This is a genomic window from Roseomonas sp. KE2513, from assembly GCF_016107305.1.
In the GTDB taxonomy this organism is placed as follows: Bacteria; Pseudomonadota; Alphaproteobacteria; order Acetobacterales; family Acetobacteraceae; genus Roseomonas.
Genome location: NZ_RCVR01000026.1, coordinates 29,407 through 50,994, shown reverse-complemented (window position 1 = coordinate 50,994; position 21,588 = coordinate 29,407). Strand labels below are relative to the sequence as shown.

At 68.1% G+C, this 21,588-nt stretch carries 16 protein-coding genes; 4 read left to right on the top strand and 12 right to left on the bottom strand.

Annotated elements, in window-relative coordinates:
- Positions 1-99 precede the first annotated feature (99 nt).
- Both D9599_RS21670 and pcaB read left to right on the top strand, forming a co-directional pair.
- The gene (locus D9599_RS21670) at positions 100-1,095 is read left to right on the top strand and encodes a tripartite tricarboxylate transporter substrate binding protein (RefSeq protein ID WP_198383381.1); all 996 of its coding nucleotides are present in this window, start codon (positions 100-102) and stop codon (positions 1,093-1,095) included.
- Between the two features lie 13 nt (positions 1,096-1,108).
- Positions 1,109-2,467, top strand: coding sequence for a 3-carboxy-cis,cis-muconate cycloisomerase (gene pcaB / locus D9599_RS21665; protein WP_198383380.1), 1,359 nt, complete (start codon positions 1,109-1,111; stop codon positions 2,465-2,467).
- Between the two features lie 241 nt (positions 2,468-2,708).
- Here pcaB and D9599_RS21660 read toward each other — a convergent pair whose 3' ends face one another.
- Positions 2,709-3,845 (bottom strand): citrate synthase, encoded by a 1,137-nt coding sequence (locus tag D9599_RS21660; RefSeq protein WP_198383379.1) that lies wholly within the window; start codon positions 3,843-3,845, stop codon positions 2,709-2,711.
- A 74-nt stretch (positions 3,846-3,919) separates the two neighbouring features.
- On the opposite strand from D9599_RS21660, the gene D9599_RS21655 reads away from it, so the two are divergent.
- A complete protein-coding gene (locus D9599_RS21655; protein ID WP_198383378.1) occupies positions 3,920-5,308 on the top strand; it encodes a CoA transferase in 1,389 nt (462 codons plus the stop codon).
- 40 nt (positions 5,309-5,348) lie between these two features.
- Here D9599_RS21655 and D9599_RS21650 read toward each other — a convergent pair whose 3' ends face one another.
- The 9 genes from D9599_RS21650 to glgX all read right to left on the bottom strand — a co-directional run bounded on the left by D9599_RS21650 (position 5,349) and on the right by glgX (position 17,150).
- Positions 5,349-6,014: an MBL fold metallo-hydrolase gene (locus tag D9599_RS21650; protein WP_198383377.1), complete on the bottom strand. Its 666-nt coding sequence runs from the start codon at positions 6,012-6,014 to the stop codon at positions 5,349-5,351.
- A gap of 76 nt (positions 6,015-6,090) precedes the next feature.
- On the bottom strand, positions 6,091-7,317 hold the full coding sequence (locus D9599_RS21645; protein WP_198383376.1) for an MFS transporter: 1,227 nt from the start codon (positions 7,315-7,317) through the stop codon (positions 6,091-6,093).
- Between the two features lie 99 nt (positions 7,318-7,416).
- The gene (locus tag D9599_RS21640) at positions 7,417-8,478 is read right to left on the bottom strand and encodes an acyl-CoA dehydrogenase family protein (RefSeq protein ID WP_198383375.1); all 1,062 of its coding nucleotides are present in this window, start codon (positions 8,476-8,478) and stop codon (positions 7,417-7,419) included.
- 7 nt (positions 8,479-8,485) lie between these two features.
- A complete protein-coding gene (locus tag D9599_RS21635) occupies positions 8,486-9,463 on the bottom strand; it encodes a tripartite tricarboxylate transporter substrate binding protein (RefSeq protein WP_198383374.1) in 978 nt (325 codons plus the stop codon).
- A 67-nt stretch (positions 9,464-9,530) separates the two neighbouring features.
- The gene (locus D9599_RS21630; RefSeq protein ID WP_198383373.1) at positions 9,531-11,672 is read right to left on the bottom strand and encodes an acetate--CoA ligase family protein; all 2,142 of its coding nucleotides are present in this window, start codon (positions 11,670-11,672) and stop codon (positions 9,531-9,533) included.
- Entirely contained in the window at positions 11,669-12,868 is a 1,200-nt protein-coding gene (locus tag D9599_RS21625) for a CoA transferase (protein ID WP_309228678.1), read from the bottom strand. Before D9599_RS21625 ends, D9599_RS21630 begins: the two co-directional genes overlap by 4 nt.
- Positions 12,865-14,022 carry an acyl-CoA dehydrogenase family protein gene (locus tag D9599_RS21620; RefSeq protein ID WP_198383372.1) on the bottom strand — a complete coding sequence of 386 codons (1,158 nt, stop codon included), beginning with the start codon at positions 14,020-14,022 and terminating at the stop codon, positions 12,865-12,867. Before D9599_RS21620 ends, D9599_RS21625 begins: the two co-directional genes overlap by 4 nt.
- A 395-nt stretch (positions 14,023-14,417) precedes the next feature.
- Complete coding sequence (locus D9599_RS21615) at positions 14,418-14,705, bottom strand: DDE-type integrase/transposase/recombinase (RefSeq protein ID WP_198383371.1); 288 nt, start codon at positions 14,703-14,705, stop codon at positions 14,418-14,420.
- 192 nt (positions 14,706-14,897) lie between these two features.
- On the bottom strand, positions 14,898-17,150 hold the full coding sequence (gene glgX / locus D9599_RS21610; RefSeq protein ID WP_198383370.1) for a glycogen debranching protein GlgX: 2,253 nt from the start codon (positions 17,148-17,150) through the stop codon (positions 14,898-14,900).
- A gap of 1,108 nt (positions 17,151-18,258) precedes the next feature.
- Here glgX and D9599_RS21605 point away from each other — a divergent pair.
- Positions 18,259-18,687 carry a secondary thiamine-phosphate synthase enzyme YjbQ gene (locus D9599_RS21605; RefSeq protein ID WP_198383369.1) on the top strand — a complete coding sequence of 143 codons (429 nt, stop codon included), beginning with the start codon at positions 18,259-18,261 and terminating at the stop codon, positions 18,685-18,687.
- A 390-nt stretch (positions 18,688-19,077) separates the two neighbouring features.
- On the opposite strand, the gene D9599_RS21600 is transcribed toward D9599_RS21605, so the two are convergent.
- Both D9599_RS21600 and D9599_RS21595 read right to left on the bottom strand, forming a co-directional pair.
- Positions 19,078-20,538: a CoA transferase gene (locus D9599_RS21600; protein WP_232480764.1), complete on the bottom strand. Its 1,461-nt coding sequence runs from the start codon at positions 20,536-20,538 to the stop codon at positions 19,078-19,080.
- The gene (locus tag D9599_RS21595; RefSeq protein ID WP_198383368.1) at positions 20,538-21,557 is read right to left on the bottom strand and encodes a tripartite tricarboxylate transporter substrate binding protein; all 1,020 of its coding nucleotides are present in this window, start codon (positions 21,555-21,557) and stop codon (positions 20,538-20,540) included. The genes D9599_RS21600 and D9599_RS21595 overlap by 1 nt, the downstream gene beginning before the upstream one ends.
- Positions 21,558-21,588: the final 31 nt, after the last annotated feature.

The window sequence follows — 21,588 nt, the reverse complement described above, 5'->3', positions numbered from 1 at the left end:
GGCCCACTCCTAGAACATGAAACGTCGTTGACAAGCCACCTCCCGCCAAATAGGACCGTACCAATGAAATAGTTCGTACTTAATCGGGAGGATAGTCCAATGAGGCGTCGCACAATCCTGACGGCCCCGCTTGCCGCGGCGGCAGGCCCGTTCGCCCCGGCGGTGGCCGAGGCGCAGGCGCCCGGCAGCTATCCCGACCGGCCGATCCGCCTGATCCTCCCCTTCTCCGCGGGCGGGCCCACGGACACGCTTGGGCGCGTCTTCGCTGAACAGCTGTCGAAGGGGATGAACGCGCGCGTGCTGGTGGAGAACCGCACCGGCGCGGGTTCCACCATCGGCGCCGACGTCGTCGCGAAGGCCGCGCCGGACGGCTACACGCTGCTCTTCAACAACCTTTCCCACTCGATCAACCCGAGCCTCTACCGGCGGATGCCCTATGACACGGTGGCCGATTTCGTGCCGGTCAGCGTGCTGATGGAGGGGCCCGTCGTCGTGCTGGTTGGCGCCAACTCTCCCTTCCGCACGCTGAAGGAGCTGATCGACGCCGCCCGCGCGAAGCCCGATGGCTACGACTACGGCTCCGCCGGCAACGGCTCGGCCGCGCACGTCTCCATGGTGCAGATCGTGGCCAAGACCGGTGCCCGGATGAACCACATTGTCTACCGTGGCGTGGCCAACGCGATGACGGACCTTCTCTCGGGTGCCATCGTCTCGGTGAACGACACCTCGACCACGGCGCTCGGCAGCATCCGCGGCGGCATGGTGCGCCCGCTCGCCGTCACCTCGCCCGCGCGCGTGCCCTTCCTGCCGGACCTTCCCACGGTGCGCGAAAGCGGTGTCCCGGAACTGGCGGACTTCCAAATGTCCACCTGGAACATGCTTCTCGCTCCGGCGGGAACGCCGCAGCCGATCGTGGATCGCCTGCACCGCGAGGTGCGGGCCACGATGCGCGACGACGCCTTCGTCGCCAAGCTGGCGGAACTCGGCAACGTACCGATGCCGGAAGCGGACCTTGCGGGAACCCGCGCCTTCCTCGTCTCCGAGATGGAGCGCTGGCGCGACGTGATGAACCAGGCGGGCGTTCGCCCCGAATAGCCGGATCCCCCTTATGCCCAGCACACCCCTCGACTCCGTCCTCTTCCGCGACATGTTCGGCACGCACGACATGCGCGCGGTCTTCTCCGACGAGGCGCTCGTCGGCCGCTACCTAGAGGTCGAGGTCGCCCTCGCCCGTGCGGAGGCGCGTTGCGGGGTCATCCCCGGCGAAGCCGCGGAGCGCATCGCGGCCGCGGGCGCCGATTTCCGCCCCGATTGGGAGCGGCTGAAGCGGGAGACCGAGAATGTCGGCTACCCGATCCTGCCCCTCGTTCACCAGCTTGCCGAGGCGGCTGGAGAGGCGGGGCGCTACGTCCACTGGGGCGCCACCACCCAGGACATCATGGACACGGCCAGTGTGCTGCAGGTCCGCGCCGCACTGGAGCTTGTTGGCGCGGATATCGACGCCTTGCGCGGCATCCTCGCCGAGCTCGCGGCGCGCCACCGCGATACGCCGATGGCAGGCCGCACCCACCTCCAGCAAGCCCTGCCGGTCACCTTCGGCTACAAGGTGGCGATCTGGCTCGCGGCCATGGACCGGCATGCGGAGCGGCTGGCGCAGCTGAGGCCACGCGTGCTCCTCGGCCAGTTCGCGGGCGCCACCGGTACGCTCGCTTCCCTCGGGGCGGACGGCTTCCGCGTGCAGGAGGAGTTCTGCCGCGAACTCGGACTGGGCCAGCCGGTCATCACCTGGCACGTGGCGCGGGACGGGTTGGCGGAGGCCGTGGCCTTCCTCGGTCTCGTCACCGGTAGCTTGGCGAAGATTGCCACGGACATCATGCTGATGATGTCAACCGAATTCGGCGGCGAGGTGATGGAGCCTTTCGTGAAGGGGCGCGGCGCTTCCTCCACCATGCCGCAGAAGCGCAACCCCATCTCCTCGGAGATCATGCTGGCCACGGCCAAGGCTGTGCGGCAGCAGGTTGCGCTGGTGCTGGACGCGATGGTGCAGGACTTCGAGCGCGCCACGGGGCCCTGGCACCTCGAGTGGATGGCGCTGCCGGAAAGCTTCCTGCTTGCCGCATCCTGCCTGCACCAGGCCTGTTTCGCCCTATCAGGCCTGACGGTGGATGCCGGTCGGATGCGGGCGAACCTCGACCTGTCAGGCGGCCTGATCGTGGCGGAAGCCGTGATGATGGCCGCCGCCCCCAAACTAGGGCGGCAGCACGCCCATGACGTGGTCTACGACGCCTGCCGCGCCGCCATCACGTCGGGCCGCACGCTGGCCGCGGCGCTGATGGACGTGCCGGAGGTGGTGGAAGCACTCGGCGGTGCGGAGGCGGTCCAGCAGCGGTGCGACCCCGCCAATTATCTCGGGCTCGCGCCAGAGATGGTGGACCGTGTGCTCGAGGCCCGGAACTCGGCGCGCTGAGAGGTTTGAGCGACGGGATGCAAGCCAACGTTCCGAAGAGGAAAGGGGCCTTTTCAAACTGCTTCCCGCTGCCGAATAGCGATGACCTTTTCGGTCACGGCAAGGAAGGCGCATCGCTCGACCTCCTCTGGCTCCGTCCGGCGACGCAGGACGGTCGATCACACCCGTTCTGCCAAAGGACGTGCAGGCTTGCCGGGATGAGCGAAGGGTATGCCTGTTTGGTGAGAGGTACGCCGGGGCTCTAGGTTCCGGAGCTGGGGGCCGGAACCGGTCCCTGGTACCGGGCGCGCGGGCGGATCAGGGCCGCGTCGCGCGCCTGCTCCATGGCGTGGGCTGCCCAGCCCACGCTTCGCCCCAGCAGGAAGATCGTGAAGGGCGCGCTTGACGGCAGGCGCATCGCCCGGGCAAGCGCCGTCAGCGCGAAGTCGATATTCGGCAGGGTGCCCGTCAGATCCAGAACGAGATCCTGCAGCTCCTGCATCATGGGCTCGATGGCGATCCGCGTTGCCAGCACGGCCGCGCGAACATCACCCTGCGGGTAGAGGGGATGTCCGAAGCCCGGAAGGAAGCCGTGGCGGTCCAGCCAGCCCTGCACCGCCGGCTGCGGCCCGACCGCCGCCGCTTCGTCGAGAAGACGGAGCAGCGCGGCGCTGGCACCGCCGTGCTTCGGTCCGGACAGCGTGCTCAGGCCCGCGAGGAGGCAGGCCGTGAGCGGCGCACCGGTGGAGGCTGCAACGCGCGCCGCGAAGGCGGAGGCATTCAGTTCGTGGTCGGCGAGCAGGACCAGCGCCTGGCGAACCAGATCGGTCTCCTCTGCCGTGAGCGACCACAGCGTGCCGAGCGTCGCATGGAGCGGCCCCTGGCCCGGACCGAGGCCACAGGAAGCAGCGATCCGGGCGATCGCCGCCTGCGCATCGCGAGCCAGCCGCTCGCTGCTGCGTCCGATCGAGGCATGGCTCTCCGGGACCAGCGCGGCCAGTGCCTGGAAGGGGTTGCCTGTGTCGGTCACGGGAATGGCGAAGCCGGCCTCGCCGGCGCTGTTCCACAGTAGGCGAGCCGCCACCTCGAGCGTCGCGTGCTGCGAGAAGTCCACCGCATCGAGCCCGCGATAGATGAGGCGGCCGCGATGGACAGTCGAGATGGCCGTGACCACCGAGGGCTCGCCCCAGGCCATGGAGCCCGCCGCGACGGCCGAGCGGCTGCGGCTGCGTCCGCGCCGGCCCGCCAGGGCGGTCACGTCGGCCGTTCGGTACTGGCTGCTTCGGGAGTTCGCCTCGCGGCGGACCTCGATCAGCCCGCGACTGACATAAGCGTAGAGCGTCTGCGGCTTCACCCCCAGCAGGCCGAGCGCCTCCGCACGGTCGATCCAATCCTTCATGTTGATCAACCTTATCAAGATTGATGCAGCGGTCGAGCGGAAGCAGCCTCCCCGGCATCGTGGGAGCGAAGAACATGACGACAGCGCTCGAAGCCGCCTCAGCGCTCGGCAGGATGCTCGAGGAGATCCTCCAATCCTTGGAACTCGCGCCGGCTACCGCGGGGCGGTTGCGGGTCAACGGGGAGGAGATCCTGCCATCCTGCTTTGCGGTGACCGACCTGGCCGTGGCGGCGATCGGGGCAGCGGGTCTGGCGACGGCGGAACTGCTCCGCCTCAGCGGCAACTCGCCGCCGCCCGTGGCGGTGGACCGGCGCCTCGCCTCCGCTTGGTTCCTCCGCTCGCTGGCGCCCCAGGGCTGGACGTTGCCCGAGCCCTGGGATCCGATCGCCGGTGACTACCGAGCGGCCAATGGCTGGATCCGCCTCCATACCAACGCGCCGCACCACCGCGCCGCGGCGCTCTCCGTCCTCGGGTGCGGGGGCGATCGGGACGCAGTCGCGGGTGCCGTCACGCGCCGGGCCAAGGACGAGCTGGAGGCGGCGATCCTGCAAGCCGGCGGCTGCGCGGCCGCCATGCGGTCGATCGCGGACTGGCAGCACCACGCGCAGGGCCGCGCAGTCATCGCCGAGCCCCTTATCACCTGGCAGAGGGGCGGGCAGGGACCAGGGCGGCGATGGCGGCCTGAGCCGTCGCGGCCGCTCGCGGGCATCAAGGTGCTCGACCTGACGCGCGTCCTGGCCGGCCCCGTCGCGACGCGCTTTCTAGCCGGCTTGGGTGCGGACGTGCTGCGCATCGATCCGCCCGACTGGAACGAGCCGGCGGTGGTGCCGGACGTAACCCTCGGAAAGCGCTGCGCGCGACTGGACCTCCGCGAGCCCGGCGACCGCCGCACCTTCGAGGCGCTGCTCGCCGAGGCCGACATGATGGTGCATGGCTACCGGCCAGGTGCGCTGGAACGGCTCGGCTACGACACGGCGCGGCGGCGGGCTCTCAACGCCAGCCTGATCGACGTGTCGCTCTGCGCCTATGGCTGGAGCGGACCCTGGGCCGGACGGCGCGGCTTCGACAGCCTCGTGCAGATGTCATCCGGCATCGCGGAGGCAGGGATGCAGTGGAAAGCGGCCGACCGCCCGGTGCCGCTGCCCGTGCAGGCGCTCGACCACGCCACGGGCTACCTCATGGCCGCCGCTGCCATCCGCGGCCTGGCCCAAAGGATGGACAAAGGAGGCGCCGTCAGCGCAAGGCTCTCGCTCGCACGGACCGCGGCGCTTCTGGGGGGCAGCAGCGATGCTGCGCCAGCCATCGCGCCTGGTGGACCGCGCGACGCGGACTACGCGCCGGGCATCGAGCGCACGCCTTGGGGCCCCGCGCGGCGGCTGAGGTCTCCCGTGCTGATTGGCAGCCTGATTCCACATTGGGACCGGCCCGCCTCGGAACTCGGTGCGGTCGAGGCCTCATGGTGAGGAGGCCCATGCCCGGCCCACGGTCCCTGGACGCCGCGCCTCAGTCCTGGCCGTTGATGAAGGGGTTGGACCGGCGTTCCTCCCCGAAGGTCGAGCCCGGGCCGTGGCCGCAGAGAAAGCGGATGCCGTCGCCCAGCGGCAGCAGCTTGCCCTTGATCGAGGCGATCAGCGCGGCGTGGTCGCCATAGGGGAAGTCGGTCCGCCCGACCGAACCGCGGAAGATCACGTCGCCCGCGACCGCCACCTCCAACGCCGTGGAGATGAAGACGACGTGGCCCGGCGTATGGCCGGGACAGTGCAGCACGGCAAAGTCCTGCCCGGCAATGCTGACCGTCTCGCCCTCCTCCAGCCAGCGGTCGGGGGTCACGTTCTCTAGCCCTTCGATGCCGAAGCGCGCGCCCTGGTCCGCAAGACCTTCAAGGAGGAAGCCGTCGCGGCGGTCCGGTCCCTCGATCGGCACCGTCCCGCCCTGCCGCGCCTCCAACTCCCGCTTCAACGCGGCGGCCCCGCCGGCATGATCCAGGTGGCCGTGCGTCAGGAGGATGCGATCCACCTTGAACCCAGCCTTGTCCAGGGCGGCCAGGATCCGCGGCACGTCCCCGCCGGGGTCGATCACCGTGCCATGTCCGCTCTCCGCGTCCCAAATGAGGGCGCAGTTCTGCTGGAAGGGCGTGACCGGGATCTGGGCGGCCTGGAGCTGGGGCATGGGCCCGGCCTGCCATGCCCTGCGGGAGGGGTCAACGGCGCCTGCCACCCTGCTCGCCGACGCCTGTCCGCCGAGGCTAGCCGCGCGGCTTGACCATCCAGTTGAACGCCGCACCGGCCGCCATCAGCACCGCCGTCCCGAGGAACACCGCGCCCATCCCGAGATGCCCACCGACGAAGCCACCGAGCAACGGCCCCGCCACCTGCCCGGCATATTGCGAGGAGGTCGAGTATCCCAGCATCGTGCCGGCGACGCGGTCCGGCACGTTGTGCCGGATGACGCTGGCGACGCAGGGCAGCAGTCCGCCCAGCGATAGCCCCATCAGAAAGCGCAGGGCCACGAGCTGCCAGCTGGCGGAGACGAAGGCCTGCGGCACCAGCAGCAGCGCGGATACGAGCAGGCAACCGACAATGACGTTCCAGTGCCCGATCCGGTCCGCCAGCTTGCCCAGCCGCGCGGCCGACAGGATGCTGCCGAGCGCCGCTGCCGACATCGCGAGGCCCGCTACCATCGTCACTTGCGCCTGATCCGCCACCAGCTCCGCGACGTAAAGGGTGATGATCGGCTCGACCGACATGTTCGCGAACATCAGCAGCATGCCCGTGGCCAGCATGGCCAGCAGGGGCCCCTTGTCCGGCACCGCCGCAAAGCCGCCCCGTTCCCTTGCCACTGTGGTGCCGCGCGGCCGCTTCTCCTCGTGGATCAGTAGCGTGGTCGCGAGGAAGGCGATGAAGATCACCGCCCCGGCCGCCAGGAAGGTGGCGCGGATGCCGATGTGCTGGGGCAGGACGCCGCCGAGCAGGGGGCCTGCCAGGTTGCCTGCCATGATGCCCGAGCTGAGCATGCCCAGCGCCCAGGCCGAGCGCGCCTTCGGCGACTGCGTCGCAACGAGCACGAAGGATCCCGAGGCGTAGCCGCCGAGAAAGCCGGCGAGCAGGCGCAAACCCACCAGCTGGTAGACATCCTGCGCCATGCCGGTCAGCGACATCGCGACGGCCATCCCGAGGCTCGCCCGGATGAGCATCAGCTTGCGCCCGTACCGGTCGGCTAGCTGCCCCCAGAGCGGCGCAACGAGCGCGGCGGAGAGGAAGGTGGCGCCGAAGGCCGCGCCCGACCAGGTGGCGATGGCCGCCGACCCGGCGACCCCGAGTTGCTCGACATAGAGCGGCAGGAAGGGGAGCAGCAGGGTCATGGCCACGATGGTCGTGAAGGACCCGAAAACGCAGACGAGGAGGTTGCGCTGCCAATGGGCGGAGCCATCCTCCTCCGTCGTCGTTCCGTGCCCTGTTTCAGTCCTGCCCATGCGGCCGAGATCCTCACTGCGCCGATGCATGAACTGAGAAGGCCACGCAGAAGGTGTCGTCGCTACCCTCCCTCGCGCAAAGGAGGCTGCCTATGCGGACTACCCGCCCGGCGCGTAGCGCATGTAACGCGCGCGGTGCAGCGCGGCGGAGCCGAAAGCATTGGCCGTCACCATCGCCTTTCGCAGGAAGAGGCCGATGTCGTACTCGTCCGTATAGCCGATGGCGCCGTGCAACTGCACGGCCTCGCGCGTGACGCGCAGCGCCGCCTCGGCCGCACGGGCCTTGGCGCGTGAGACGAGGGCCCGGCGCGCGTCGCCTGCCGCGCCCGCATCCAGGTCGACCGCCGCGCGCTCCACGCTCGCGCGGGTGAGCACGATCTGGATCTTCAGGTCGGCCGCGCGGTGCTGCAAGGCCTGGAAGCTGCCGAGCGCCTTGCCGAACTGCTGGCGCGCCCGGAGGTAGTCGAGCGTCATCTCGAAGCAGCGCTCCATCAGGCCCAGCAGGTAGGCGGCCGTGCCGAGCGCCGCCTCGTCCAGCGCAAGGTCCATCACCTCCGTCACGTCAGCCGCGACGCGACGCGCACCGGCGAGGCTCGGGGCAAGGCTGCCGACATGGCCGCCATCCTGCGTCCTCAGGATCGTCGTCCGCGTGCCTTCCAGGGCATAGAGGGCGAGACCGCCACCTTCCCGCACGGGGAGGAGGAAGGCTCTCGCAGCGTCCGCCATAGGAATGAACAGCCGCGCGGCCCCGCGATCGCCCGGTGCCTCCAGGCTGTCCGCCGATTGCTGCCAGGCGGTCAACACAAGGCTTTCCCCGACGAGCAGGGCGGGCAGCAGCGCCGTGTCCCCGGCGGCGGCAAGAAGCCGGGCGGAGAGTGCACCGGCCACCAGGGGCTCCGGAACCAAGGCACGGCCGAGCTCCTCCTGGAGTGCGCAGGCCTCGGCCATGCCCAGCCCAATGCCGCCCGCCTCCTCCGGGAGGCGCAGCCCGATCCAGCCCATGGAACCCATGGACCCCCAGACGGCCGGATCAATGCCCGGCAGGGTAAAGCGCAGTGCGCGGACCCGCCCCAGCCCGCCATCCGCGGGCACCACCGCGGCCGCGCTGTCACGGATCATGCGAAGGGACTCGACGCGGTCCTCGAAGGCGGTTTCTGACATGCCGGGCTCAGTCGATCTTGATGTCGGCGAGGCGGATGATCTCGCCCCACTTCGAGGTTTCGGAGCGCACGAAGGCGGCGAGCTGCTCGGGCGTTCCGCCGGCGATGATGCCGCCCTGGTCCGCCAGGCTGCGGCGCGTGTCGGGATCCGCCAGCGCGGTGACGGCGGCGCGGTGCAGCACCGCGATGCGCTCGGGCGGCGTGCCGGCGGGGGCGAAAAGGGCGTACCAAGTCTCGGAGATCACATCCCGCGCACCCGCCTCCGCCATGGTGGGTATGTCGGGCAGGGAGGAGAGGCGCTGGTCGGCTGTGACGGCCAGCGCTGGCAGCGCGCCGCCGCGGATATGGGAGATTATCACGGGCACATCGGCAAGGATCATGTCGATTGTGCCACCTAGCAGGTCCGTCACGGCCGGCGCGGCGCCGCGATAGGGCACATGGATGATGTCGATGCCCGTGCGCAGCCGGAAGAGCTCCCCCGCCAAGTGAAGGGAGCTGCCATTGCCGGCCGAGCCATAGGTGAGCTTGCCCGGCTGGCGCTTGGCCAGCGCCACGAGTTCCGCCACCGACCTCACGCCGAGCTTCGGGCTGACGACGAGGATCTGCGGCACGGAGAGGACGTGGGTGATCGGTGCGAGATCCTTGCCTACGTCATAAGCCATGCGCGGCATGAGCTGCGGCAGCACAACCAGGGCGCCGGTGGAAGCGAGCACAGTGGTGAGTCCGTCTGGACGGCTGCGCGCCGCGGCTTCCACCCCGACCATGCCACCCGCACCAGAGCGGCTGTCCACGACGATGGGCTGGCGCAGCTCGCGTCCCATCACCTGACCCATGATGCGCGCGATGATGTCGGCGGGACCACCTGCCGCGAAGGGCACGATCATTCGCACAGGCTGGTCGGGGAAGCCCGGTTGGGCGAGGGCAGGGCCCGCCGCAACAGCGGGCGCGGCGGCGAGCAGGGCAAGGCCTTGGCGACGGGTGAGCACCGGGTTCCCTCCTTTGGCCCGTCGAACAGCGCGGGCATTACAGCCAATAAGCCAGTTGAATGACCTTTTAGGCGCGGGTGCCTGGGCCGTCCATGGCCATGGTGATCAGCCCATCCACCGCGACAATCCCCTCCGCACCGCAGATGAGCGGGTTGATGTCGAGCTCCGCGATCCTCGGCTCCGCGGCCACTAGGGCCGAGACCCGGCAGAGGATGGCTGCAAGCGCCGACAAATCGACCCGCAGCCCGCCACGGAACCCGTCCAGCAGGGGGAAGCCGCGCAGCCTGCGCAGCATGCGCAGGGCCTGGGCCGGCCCGATCGGCGCGGGGGCCACCACCATGTTGCCCAGTAGCTCCACCATGGCGCCGCCCATCCCAACAGCGATTACCGGGCCGAAAAGAGGATCCCGTTGGCCGCCGATGATCACCTCCACCCCGCGCGGCAGCATGGGCTGGACGAGAAGCCCGTCCAGGCGCGGCGGGGGAGAGCGGCGTGCAAGATGGGCGACCATCGCGTCGCAGGCGGCGCCAAGCGCCTCGGCGTCGCGCAGGTCCAGGCGGACGGCGCCGGCTTCGGTCTTGTGCGGCAGGTCCGCGCTCTCGGCCTTCAGCACCACGGGATAGCCCAGATCCGCAGCCGCCCGGAGCGCGCCCTCGCGGTCGGGCACGAGATGTTCCGGCACCACCGGTACGCCGATGGCGGCGAGCAGCGCCTTCGCGCGCGATTCGCTCAGCACCGGACCTGTTGCCGCGTTCAGCAGGGAGGCAACGCCCGGGCGGGCGGCATCGTCCAAAACGGCCGGCGGATCGGACGGCAAGGCGGCGCGTGCGGCGCGCTCCCACCAAGCCGCGAGCGCTGCGAAGCAGCGGTCCATCGAGGAGAAGAGGGCGGCACCCGGCACGGACTGCGCCTTTCGGGCCACCGCATTCTCTCGCCACTCGGCCAGCCAGGGCACGCAGAGAAAGCCGCCATGGCGCGCCGCGATCCCTGCCATCACGGGTATGCGGTCGGCCGAGAAGGCGTAGGAGTGCGTGTTGGGATAGAGCAGCGCCCCAAACGCGGGATCGGCGGCCAGCGCGCCGGTGCAGGCCACCAGCGCCTCGGCGTCGTTCAGCACCTGGGCCGTCAGGTCGCAGGGGTTGCTCGCCGAACCAAACTCCGGGATCCGCGCGGCAAGCACCGCGGCGGCGCTTTCGCCGGGTTGAGGCAGGGCGACGCCGTGCCGCTCGGCAGCATCCGCTGCCAGGATCCCTGCACCGCCAGAGGTGGAGACCACCGCCACCCCCGGCGCGCGCGGCGCCGGCGGGGCCTTTGCGAAGAAGCCAGCCATCTCGATGAGGGCGGCGAAATCCTCCACGAGTATCGCACCCGCTTCCCGCAGCGCGGCTTGCCAGACCGCATGCCCGCCCGCCACGGCGCCTGTGTGCGAGAGGGCGGCGGCGGTGCCCTGCGCCCCTGTGGCCATCTTGTGCAGCAGCAGCGGCTTGCCCGCCCTCTCCGCGAGGGCGGCGGCGGCGAGGAGGCGTCGCGGCTCGGCCAGACCCTCCACGACGCAGGCAATGGCCGCGCAGCCCCTCTCCTCCGAGAGGAACGCCACAAGGTCCGCCACGTCCAACCCTGCCGCATTGCCGGCGGTGAGCACGTGGCTGACCGCGACGCCCCGCTCCACCGCCTGCGCCAGGGCATAGCCGAGGGCGCCGGACTGGCTGACGATGCCGAGGGCGGGCCCTTCCGGGGAAAGCGCTTCCGGTCCCGCGGAGAACGTAACGCCCGCGCGCAGAGCGAAGTTCGTGAAGCCAAGGCAGTTGGGGCCGAGCAGCGGCATGGTGCCTGCCGTCCGAACCAGCGCAGCTTGCTCTGCCGCACGCTCGTGCAGGCCCGTTTCGGCGAAGCCCGCCGCGAAGACCACCGCACCGCCCGCACCAAGATTGGCGGCCTGCTGCAGCACCGCCGCGGCTGCCTCGCGCGGGGTAGCGATGGCGACGCAGTCCGGCACCTTCGGCAGCGCGTCGAGCGAGGCGAAGCAGGGGCGCCCGGCAAGGCTCGCGTACCGTGGGTTCACCGGCCAGACCGTGCCCGCATGATCCGCGAGGTTCTCCAGCACGCGCGCGCCGAAAGCCCCAGGCCTCTCGCTGGCACCCACCACCGCGACGCTCATCGGATGAAAGAAGCGCCGCAGGGCTGGATAGGGCAGCAGAGGCCGCGTCATGGGGTCGCGGGGGCTGCCGCGCCCAGCCATTCCGCCAACACCTCGCGCGTGTGCTCGCCCAGCTGCGGTGGCACGCGGGAGTAGGCGACAGGCGTCTCCGAAAAGCGCACAGGATTGGCGACGAAGGGCATGGTGCCGGCACGGGGATGCGCCATCTCCTGCCACATGCCGCGGTGGTTCAGCTGTGGATCATCCTTCGCCGCACCAAAATCATTCAGCGGGCCGGAGGAGATGCCGGCGGCATTCAAGATTTCCACCCATTCCTCTGCGCGCCGTTTCATCAGTGCCGCCCCCAGCAGCGGCAGCAGCTCTGGCTTGTGCGCCATGCGTTGGCGGTTGGTGGTGAAGCGCGGATCGGCTGGCAGCTCGGGCAGGCCGAGCGCCTCGCAGAACTGCGCGAACTGGCGGTCGTTACCGACGGCGACCATGAGCGGCCGGTCGGCCGTATCGAAGCTCTGCCAGGGCGTGTTGATCTGCGAGGCCGTGCCCGCGCGCACCGGCATCTTCCCCGAAACAAGGTAGTTCATCGCGATGTGGGAATGCGCGGCGAGCTGCGAGTCGAGCAGCGCCAGATCGATGTGCTGCCCGCGCCCAGATACCGTGTCGCGGTGGTGCAGGGCCGCAAGGATAGCGATGCAGGCATAGAAGCCCGCGTTGATGTCGGAGACGCTGTAGCCGACGAGATTGGGCCCGGCGCCGGGCTGCCCGTCGGGCACGCCCGTGACGCTCATCAGCCCGCTCATCGCTTGGAAGATGGGATCGTAGCCGGGAAGAGCCGCGTAGGGCCCGTCCTGGCCGTAGCCGGTGATGGAGCAGTAGACGAGGCGTGGGTTCACCGCGGCGAGCGAGGCATGGTCCAGCCCGTAGCGCGCGAGACCGCCGGCCTTGAAGTTCTCGATGAAGACATCGGCCTTGGTGGCGAGGGCGCGGAGGGTCTCCTGCCCCTCGGGCGTGGCGATATCGAGCGCGATCGAGCGCTTGCCGCGGTTCATGGCCAGGAAGGAGGATGTTTCGCCCGTCTCCTTCCCCTCCACATCTTTCTGCGGGAAGCCCATGCGGCGGACGTCGTCCCCGCCGCGGGGATGCTCGACCTTCACCACCTCCGCCCCGAAATCCGCAAGGATCTGCGCGGCCCAGGGGCCCGCGAAGACGCGCGTCATGTCGAGCACGCGGATGCGGGGCAGGGCGCCGCTCACGCAGGCAGATCCAGCACGCTGCGCGCGAGGATGTTGCGGAGGATCTCCGAAGAGCCGCCGAAGATCGTGGAGGGGCGCGCCAGCAGGAAGGAGCCGGCGGGGTGCAGCCCGTCCTCCATCGGCTCGAGCAGCCCGCCATGGCCGCCCGCAATCTCCAGCATGGCGTCCGTGATGCGCTGGAAGAGCTCTGTCTGCACGATCTTGAGGATGGAGACGTCCGGGCCAATTGCTTCGCCGCGCTTCAGGCGTTCGACATAAGACTCATAGAGCGCCTTGAGGTCCGCGAGCTCCATACTGAAACGGGCATAGCTGTCGAGGAAGGCGGGGTCCTGGTCCTTGCCGACGGACACCGCCAGTTGCTTCAGCCGGGCGAGTCCGTTGGAGGAGAGCTTCGGCGAGCCGATCGCGATGCGCTCGAAGCCGAGAAGCGCCTTGGCGTAGCTCCAGCCCTTGTCCACATCGCCCACCACCATCTCCTTGGGCACGCGGACATTGTCGAAGAAGACCTCACAGAACTCATCGTGCAGATCCAGGTTCACGATGGGCCGCACAGATACGCCTGGGCTGTCCATCGGCAGCAGCAGGAAGGAGATACCCTCCTGCTTCTTACCGATCTTGTTCGTGCGGGCGAGCACGAAGATCCAGTTCGCATCGTTGGCGAGGGTGATCCAGGTCTTCTGCCCGTTGAGGATCCAGTGGTCACCATGATCCGCCGCGTCTAGGCGCAGGGCCGCGAGATCCGAACCGGCGTTCGGCTCGGAGTAGCCCTGGCACCAGATGTCCTCGCCCGAGAGGATCCGCGGCAGGAAGCGGCGCTTCTGTTCCTCGCTCGCGAAGCGGATCAGCATGGGGCCGAGCATGACCAGCCCCATGTCGTTCACGCGTGCGGCGCCGAAGCGCTCCATCTCCTCGAGCATGATGAGCTGGCGCGTGGCGTCCAACCCCATACCGCCATGTTCCCGTGGCCAGCCGGGGGCCAGCCAGCCCTTGCGGGAGAGCGCCATGTACCAGGGCTTGTTCTCGTGCCAGTGCAGCCGGCGCGTGGGGTGGCGGACGGGCAAGGGATAGTTCCCCTCGATCCATTCCCGCACATGCAGCCGGAACGCCTCTTCGCCGAGCGCGGAGAGCTCATCCAGCGACAGGTCGGCGCCCATGTTCAGTGCGCCACGACGGAGGGCAGGTGTAGTTGGGGAAGGGCGTGCCGGGCATCGGGCGCGATGTTGGTCGACATGGTCATGTGCCTCCGGCATTTCCCCTCAGCAGTCGGCCGGCTACTGGTCGGCCCGCTTGGGACAGGCTGTCCACCGTTGACAGATAAGTCAATAGACTGACCTTTCGGCAAATTCGGGCGGCGGTGAAGGCGGCTGGCTGGCGAGCCTTCCTTCCGGGCGGCAGTGCGACGTGGCCCCTGATCGATGCTAAAGGTGAAGGACGCTTCGGCGCTGATCATTGGCGCGCCTTCGGTCGCCGGCTGGCCGTCCCCTGATCCGTTGTGTTGCAAAGATGGAGGGCGAGGCACGCCGCCCTGAAAAGGCGCCAACGGGGCAGATCAGGCAGCGATTTGGAATAGGTCTGCGACGAAGGCGGCCTGGGCTCGCATATCGTGCCCGCCAATTTGCTGTATCTGTCCTTTCCTAATCGTCGCCATTGCCTCGTCGCCTGCCAGCGATCGTCGTGCCGTGCGGAAGCTGCCGAAGCCTAGCCCTGGCCTGACCAGCCGCTTCACGCGCCGATGCTCCTGCTGCACGATATGGTTCAGGTACTTGCGCTGCCGCTGCCGCTGCCGCTGACGCTGCCGGAGCCGTGAGAAGTACCAGAACTCGCCAGCCTTCTTCATCTCGGCCGCGGCGCGCGGGTAGGCCGGGTGTACAGCTCTAGCTCTTTGAGGAGGAGGAAGGCTGATGCCATGGTGATCAGCGCGGTGCCCTCCCCCCCCGCTCCCTGCCATTTGCCTGATGCGAGAAAGCCATCGGCCGGGTACATTATTCCCCGTAGCCGTGCGCCGATGTCCTTCTGCTCTTTGCCTGCACTACTCCTGCGATGGCGGCTCGAAGGGGGTCTCCTGCAGTTCCTGCAGGGCCTGGGTCGCTTGCCTGAGAGCAATGGACTCACCCTGGTCGAGCTCCAGGGTAAAGAGCAGAGTAGAGCGGCCGGTCACGAGGTAAGTGTCTCCCATCCGGAAAGTCTCGACTTCCACCCCCGTCGGGTGATTCGTATCTAGCAGGCAGTGCCACGCCGCACCGCCCGCAACCTCCGGCAGAGTAAAGGAGACGACGTCGTGGTGCGCGTTCAGCACCAGCAGGGCGCTCGTGTCCATCGCAGGGCGATGGATGCCGGTCGCCCGCGCGCGGCCGTCGAGCAGCATGCCGAGGCATTTTGCGCTAGGGTCGTTCCACTGCTCCGGGTGCATCGGCTGACCGTTAGGCGAAATCCAGTCCACGTCGAGCACATCAAGCTCCTCGTTGTGTCGCCCCGTTAGGAAGCGGCCGCGGCGCAGGATGGGAAGAGCCTTGCGTAGAGCGATGACCTTGCGCGTGAACTCGATCAGCGACTGGCCGTCCTCGGGGATGTTCGCCCAGTCGATCCAGTTCAGCTCGTTGTCCTGACAATAGGTGTTGTTGTTGCCTGACTGGGAGCGGGAGAGCTCATCTCCCGCAAGCAGCAGCGGCGTGCCCTGGGAGAGCATCAGGGTCGCGATAAAGTTACGTTTCTGGCGCTCGCGTAGGGCGTTGATCTCGGGGTCCTCGGTCGGGCCCTCGGCGCCGCAGTTCCATGACTGATTGTCGGAATGGCCGTCGCGGTTGTCCTCGCCGTTCGCCTCGTTGTGCTTCTCGTTGTAGCTGACGAGGTCGTGCAGGCAGAAACCGTCATGGGCGGTAACGAAGTTCACCGACGACCACGGGCGGCGGCCGCGCTTGTTGAAGGCGTCGCCGGAGGCGGTGAGCCGGGTGGCGAGGTCGGGCAGCTTGCCCTCGTTGCCCTTCCAGTACTCGCGCACGGTGTCGCGGAACTTGTCGTTCCACTCCGCCCACCCCGGCGGGAAGCCGCCCACCTGGTAGCCGCCCGGCCCGATGTCCCAAGGCTCGGCGATGAGCTTGACCGAGGAGAGGATGGGATCCTGCCGGCAGGAATCGAGGAAGCCGCCGCCTTCGTCGAAGCCGTACGGCTCGCGTCCGAGGATAGTGGCGAGGTCGAAGCGGAAGCCGTCCACGTGCATTTCCTGCACCCAGTAGCGCAGGCTGTCCGTAACCATCTGCAGCACGCGCGGGTGTGACAGGTTCACCGTGTTACCGGTGCCGGTCTCGTTGATGTAATAGCGCTTCTGGTCGGGGATAAGGCGGTAATAGCTCGCGTTGTCGATGCCCTTGAAGGAAAGGGTCGGGCCGCGCTCATTGCCCTCGGCGGTGTGGTTGTAGACAACATCGAGAATGACTTCGAGGTCATTGGCGTGCAGACGGGCCACCATCTCCTTGAACTCGCTTAGGGAGCCCGTCGCGGAGTAGCGTAGTTCGGGCGCGAAGAAGGAGATGGTGTTGTAGCCCCAGTAGTTGGTGAGGCCCTTGTCGGTGAGGTGCTGGTCCTGCACGAAGCCGTGCACCGGCAGCAACTCGACCGAGGTGACGCCGAGCGCCTTGATGTAATCCACCACCTCCTTCTGCCCCAGCCCGGCATAGGTGCCGCGCAGCGGCTCCGGCACGGCCGGGTGCAACCGGGTGAAGCCCTTCACATGAGTTTCGTAGAAGATAGTCTCCCCCCAAGGGATGTTGGGCGGGCGATCGTTGCCCCAAGTGAAGGCAGGGTCCACCACCCGGCACTTCGGCGTGAAGGGCGCGCTGTCGCGCTCATCGAAGGTGAGGTCGTCGCCGCTCTCCATCACGTAGCCGAAATGGGAGGGATCCCATTTGAGCTCGCCAACGGTGCCCTTCGCATAGGGGTCGAGCAGCAGCTTGTTAGGGTTGAAGCGGTGGCCGTTCGCGGGGTCGTAGGGACCGTGCACGCGGTAACCGTAGACTGTGCCGGGGCGCGCATCCGGCAGGTAAACATGGAAGACCTCGTCAGTGTACTCGGGCATGGTGATGCGCTCGAGCTCGTTCTCGCCGGTCGCGTTAAAGATGCACAGCTCCACCTTCGTCGCGTTGGCGGAGAAGAGGGCAAAGTTCACGCCTAGCCCGTCCCAGGTGGCGCCGAGGGGGAAAGGCCGCCCCTCGCTGATGCGCTGCTGACGCCCGTTCTGGGCAGTGACGATGTTGGCGCGGCCGATGGTCGGCGTGCTGTCGGGCATGGGGGGCGGCTGGACCTGTTCAGAGGAAAAAGGAAGCTGTCGGGGCTCGCAGAGTGCGGATGCTTAGGCGCTTAAACAAAAAGGGCAGGTTGACGGTTTCCTCCACAGGGCAATGTGTTGCATCGGTTGGCTTCGCGGTCCGCTCGGAGCAGGATGGTGAGGGGACGATGCCCTGCCGTCCTTGAGGGGAGCAGAGCTTGCCAATCAAAGCCAATGCCAACCGCTGTCATGGCTTTCCGAAGCAGCATTTAAGGGCGACCAACTGGGGTGAGTACGACGCCGCCCAGCGTGGGCGTGGCAGTCTGACAAATTGGTTCACGAACGCGGCCATTCCCGCATGGATGGCCGAGGCTTGGGCCACACGCGGCGCGCAGCCGCGCTATTCCGCACTGGCAGCATCCTCATTCGCCGGTTCGAAACACTGGAGATGCCATGGCCTCAGCCGGGCAGCCGCCCCGTGCACCTGCGGGTGGACAACACAGGGTTGCCGTTACGTGGCCCTGGCGAGTGGCTGATCGAGCAGCACGGGAGGCCATGGCAGCACCTCCAGCCGGTATGGGATCAGCTATCCAGATCAAGCGCTACCCGATTACAGGTCCTGGCCCTAGCCCATCGCTCAGGGGAGCGGCCTTCGCGGGTGCCACAAAGGGCCAAGCGCAAGGTCGCAGAAAGTAAGGTTGGCTGATGCCCGGCGCTCCGCCTGCGCACCGGTGGGGTAGTCTTCTTGAGCCAGACCGCGCTAGGATAAATAGCATCGCCGCCGGGTGGCGTACGGCAGTTGTGACGAGGGATTGTGCAGTCGAGCAGCGTCCTCGACCAGACTATGGTGCATCTCACCCTCCGGCTGGATGACCCCTCACTATTGTGCGTGAGGGTAGGGTAGGGGGGCTGACACGAGAGGACGCATTTTAGCGCGACGCGCGCGCCGAAATGCCACCCGGCAGTGGCCGCCAAGCCGACCGCAGCGGGGCAGGGGAGTGGAACTGTCAGTGGGGAGCGTAGCGGGTTCGCAGGCAAGTACTGAATTCCCGCTGCCCTCGTAGGGTCAGTGGGGCACACGACGCATGATGAGGCTCGACACCTGATCTAATCTACCGACTATTCCTCTATGAGGCAGTCTATCCACCATCTCGTCATCAAAACCCCTTCGCGTGGCCTCCACGAGATCACGCAGCACGTCCTCGACTGGGTATCCACCCAGGGGATCGCTACGGGGCTTCTGACCATCTGGTGTCGGCACACCTCGGCCTCGCTCCTAGTACAGGAGAACGCCTCCCGGGATGTCCGAACCGATCTGGATGACTTCTTTCATCGGCTGGTGCCAGATGGGGGTGCGGGGAGGTACCGCCACGAAGAGGAGGGGCCAGATGACATGCCGGCCCATATCCGTGCAGCGCTAACTCAAACCCAGCTGTCCATCCCGATCGAGAATGCACGTCCAGTGCTAGGCACCTGGCAGGGCATTTATCTGTACGAGCACCGTACCTCACCACATCGGCGGGAAGTCGTGCTGCATCTGATCGGCGAAGCTGCCTAACGCTGCCCATGGGGACAGCCCAGCGAGCCAGCCCAGTTCTGTCGCAGGTTCTATCAGAAATCGCGCCAGCGGTGGTCAGATCGGGGAGCGATTGGCGGAGGTCGAGGGCCACGCCGGCAAGGTAGTGGCCGCTTGGATAACCGCAAGCTGGAGGCGGAGGGTGACGATGGCATGGCCGCGGTCGGGGTACATGGCGAGCGTCTCAAGATCACCCGTTAGGGGTTCGCGGTCGGACGCAGACCCGCTCGCGCCAGTTCTGATCTACGTGAAGGACGCGCCGGACCGGACGACGTCGCCTCGGCATGCCTCATCGTTGAAGCCGCCAAAGAGATATCGCAACACGACACCCGAGTTCGAGGATCAAGGATCTTATACTTGAGAGGCGGGGCCTCAGGCCAGCGCGGGCTGTGAGTGCCGCGGAAGCCAGACTGGCATGCCGCCTCCAAGACTCGGTGTTGGCTTGTCCCAGCGGGGCGGCGTCTCCGACATGCGGAGTACCGGGCCAAGTGTCCTGAGGTCACCGTAAACTCCATCCTCTCGCACATGTAGCCGCACGAGCTGCTCCTCGGTGAGAACCTCGGGCGCGGCGATGAAATCCTTCAGCAGCCCCTGGCGCTGGAGGAGCATGGCGGATTGGCAGAGCGAGACATGGACCTGCCAACTCCCACCATCCCGCGCGCGGCGAGCGAGGGCGAGTAAGGCGCCGTAAGTGGCGAGATACCCGGTCGTGTAGTCGCAGGCCGGTGCGAAGACGAGCTTGGGCTGGCCAGCGCCGACCGCAGCGCCCTGGGTCTCGCAGATGCCGGTTACAGCCTGGGCGACCTGCTCCCAACCAGCACGGTCAGCGAAGGGGCCAGCCGAGCCGTAACAGCTCACAGAGACCTGGATGATGCCGGGACGCAGTTGCTGCAGTGTATCCATTCCAAAACCGAGCCTGGCGAGGGCCCCCGGGCGATACCCGTTCACGACCACGTCCGCCTCCCGTACCAACTCAGCGAAGCGCGCCGACCCTTCGGTGGTCTTGAGGTCGAGGAAGCAGCTGCGCTTGCCGTGGCTTGTATCGCGCACGTGCTCGGGCGTCTGCGGCAGGTCGCGGGTCGTGACCATCAGCACGTCGGCGCCGTGCTCGGCCAGTCCGCGGCTGCCGACCGGACCGGCAAGGATGCGGGTGAGGTCGAGGACGCGGATGCCGGAAAGGGGGCAATCGCCGGGGTGGAAGGCTTCCGGCGCGGCAGGACCGGCGCGCTCCAATTCCACGACGGGTCGGCCTGCGAGGTAGGTGCCCTGGGGATGAGCTAGCCATTCCTCCCGCGTTCGGACAGCTCCACCACAGGCGCCCGCGGCCGCGATCGCTTCCTCCAGTTCGACAGGATCCCATCGCGCCACGGCGGCGCTGACCGCCTCCGGCGTGCTCTCACAGCCCAGCACGCCCAGCACGCGGGCGCTAAGGGCAGGCAGGTTGAGGTGGGGCAGGAACCAGCGGCCGTTTCGGGCGCGCCAGGGCTGCGTTACCTTCAGCATGTGCGCCATGGTCTGCGGGATGGGAATGTGGCGGTACACCCCATCCTCCCCACGGGCGCGGGTGTAATCCACGGTGCGGAGGGTGGCCGCGGCCTCGGGCAGGTCTATTGCCACCCTCTGCCGGAGATGGCCGCGAAGCTGCCAGATGTCGTTTGCGGCCACTCCCGTCGCGGCGAGCGCGCTGGAGACGACCTCGCCGATGCGGAAGGGGGTGCGAAAGAAGGGGTCCGCGCCCGTGATGGTCACCTCGCCCGCGGCGGGCGGCGCCGTGCCGCGCAAGGCCATGAGTTCACCGAAAGCGCCCGCTTGCGCCTGGAGCACGCCGTCCATCAGTCCACCTGCATGCCTGATTCCTTCACGACCGGCGCCCACATGGCGATCTCCTGGCGGATGAAGGAAGTGAGATAGGCCGGGCTCGTATCCGGCGGCACAAGGATGCCCAGCTCGCGGTAGCGCGCCTTCAACTCCGGCTTGGCCAGCCAAGCGCGCGCCATGGAGGAGAGCCGGTCCGTGACGGGCTGCGGCAGCTTCGCGGGGCCCGCCAGGCCGTTCCAGGAGTTCACGACGTAGCCGGGCACCGTGCCCGCGATGGGCGCGACGTCCGGCAGTACCTCCACTGGCTGCTCGGATGAGACGCCAAGGATCCGGACGCGCTTGCCCTCGTGATGCGGCAATCCAGCCTGGACGTTGTCGATCACCACGTCCACCCGTCCACCGAGCAGGTCCGTCCAGGCCGGGCCGCTGCCGCGATAGGGGACGTGCAGCATCTTCATGCCGGTCTTCATGCGCAGCAACTCGCCGGCCATGTGGCCCGAAGTGCCGTTGCCGGCGGAGGCGTAGGTAAGGTCTTCGCCCTTGCGGGCCATGAGGTCGGCCATGCTGCGGATGGGGCTGTCCGCTTTCACCGCCACTACCACGGGCTGCAGCGAGAGGAGGGCAATTGGAGTGAAGTCCGCGAGCGGGTCGAACGGCAGGTGACGGTAGAGCGTAGGGTTTACCCCGTGGGTGCTGATCGCGACCGTGCCGATGGTGTAACCATCCGGCGTTGCGCGGCTGAGCGCCTCAACGCCGATGTTGCCGCCGGCACCAGGGCGGTTCTCGATGACGAAGCCCGGGCCGTCCGCAGGGCCGGCCTGAGCGAAGACGAGGCGGCTGACGACGTCCGCGCCGCCGCTGGGCGCGAAGGGCACGATCACGGTCACAGGTTTGGCGGGGTAGGCGCCTTGGGCGAGGGCCGCCCCTGAGCGGCCGGCCGCAAGTGCCGCGGCGGGCAGGAAAAGCGTGCGTCGGCGGGACAGCGGAGCCATGTCTTCCTCCCGGAATATCGCTGCCACCATCTTCACCGACATCCATCCATATCCTCAAATACTCTCTTCGACT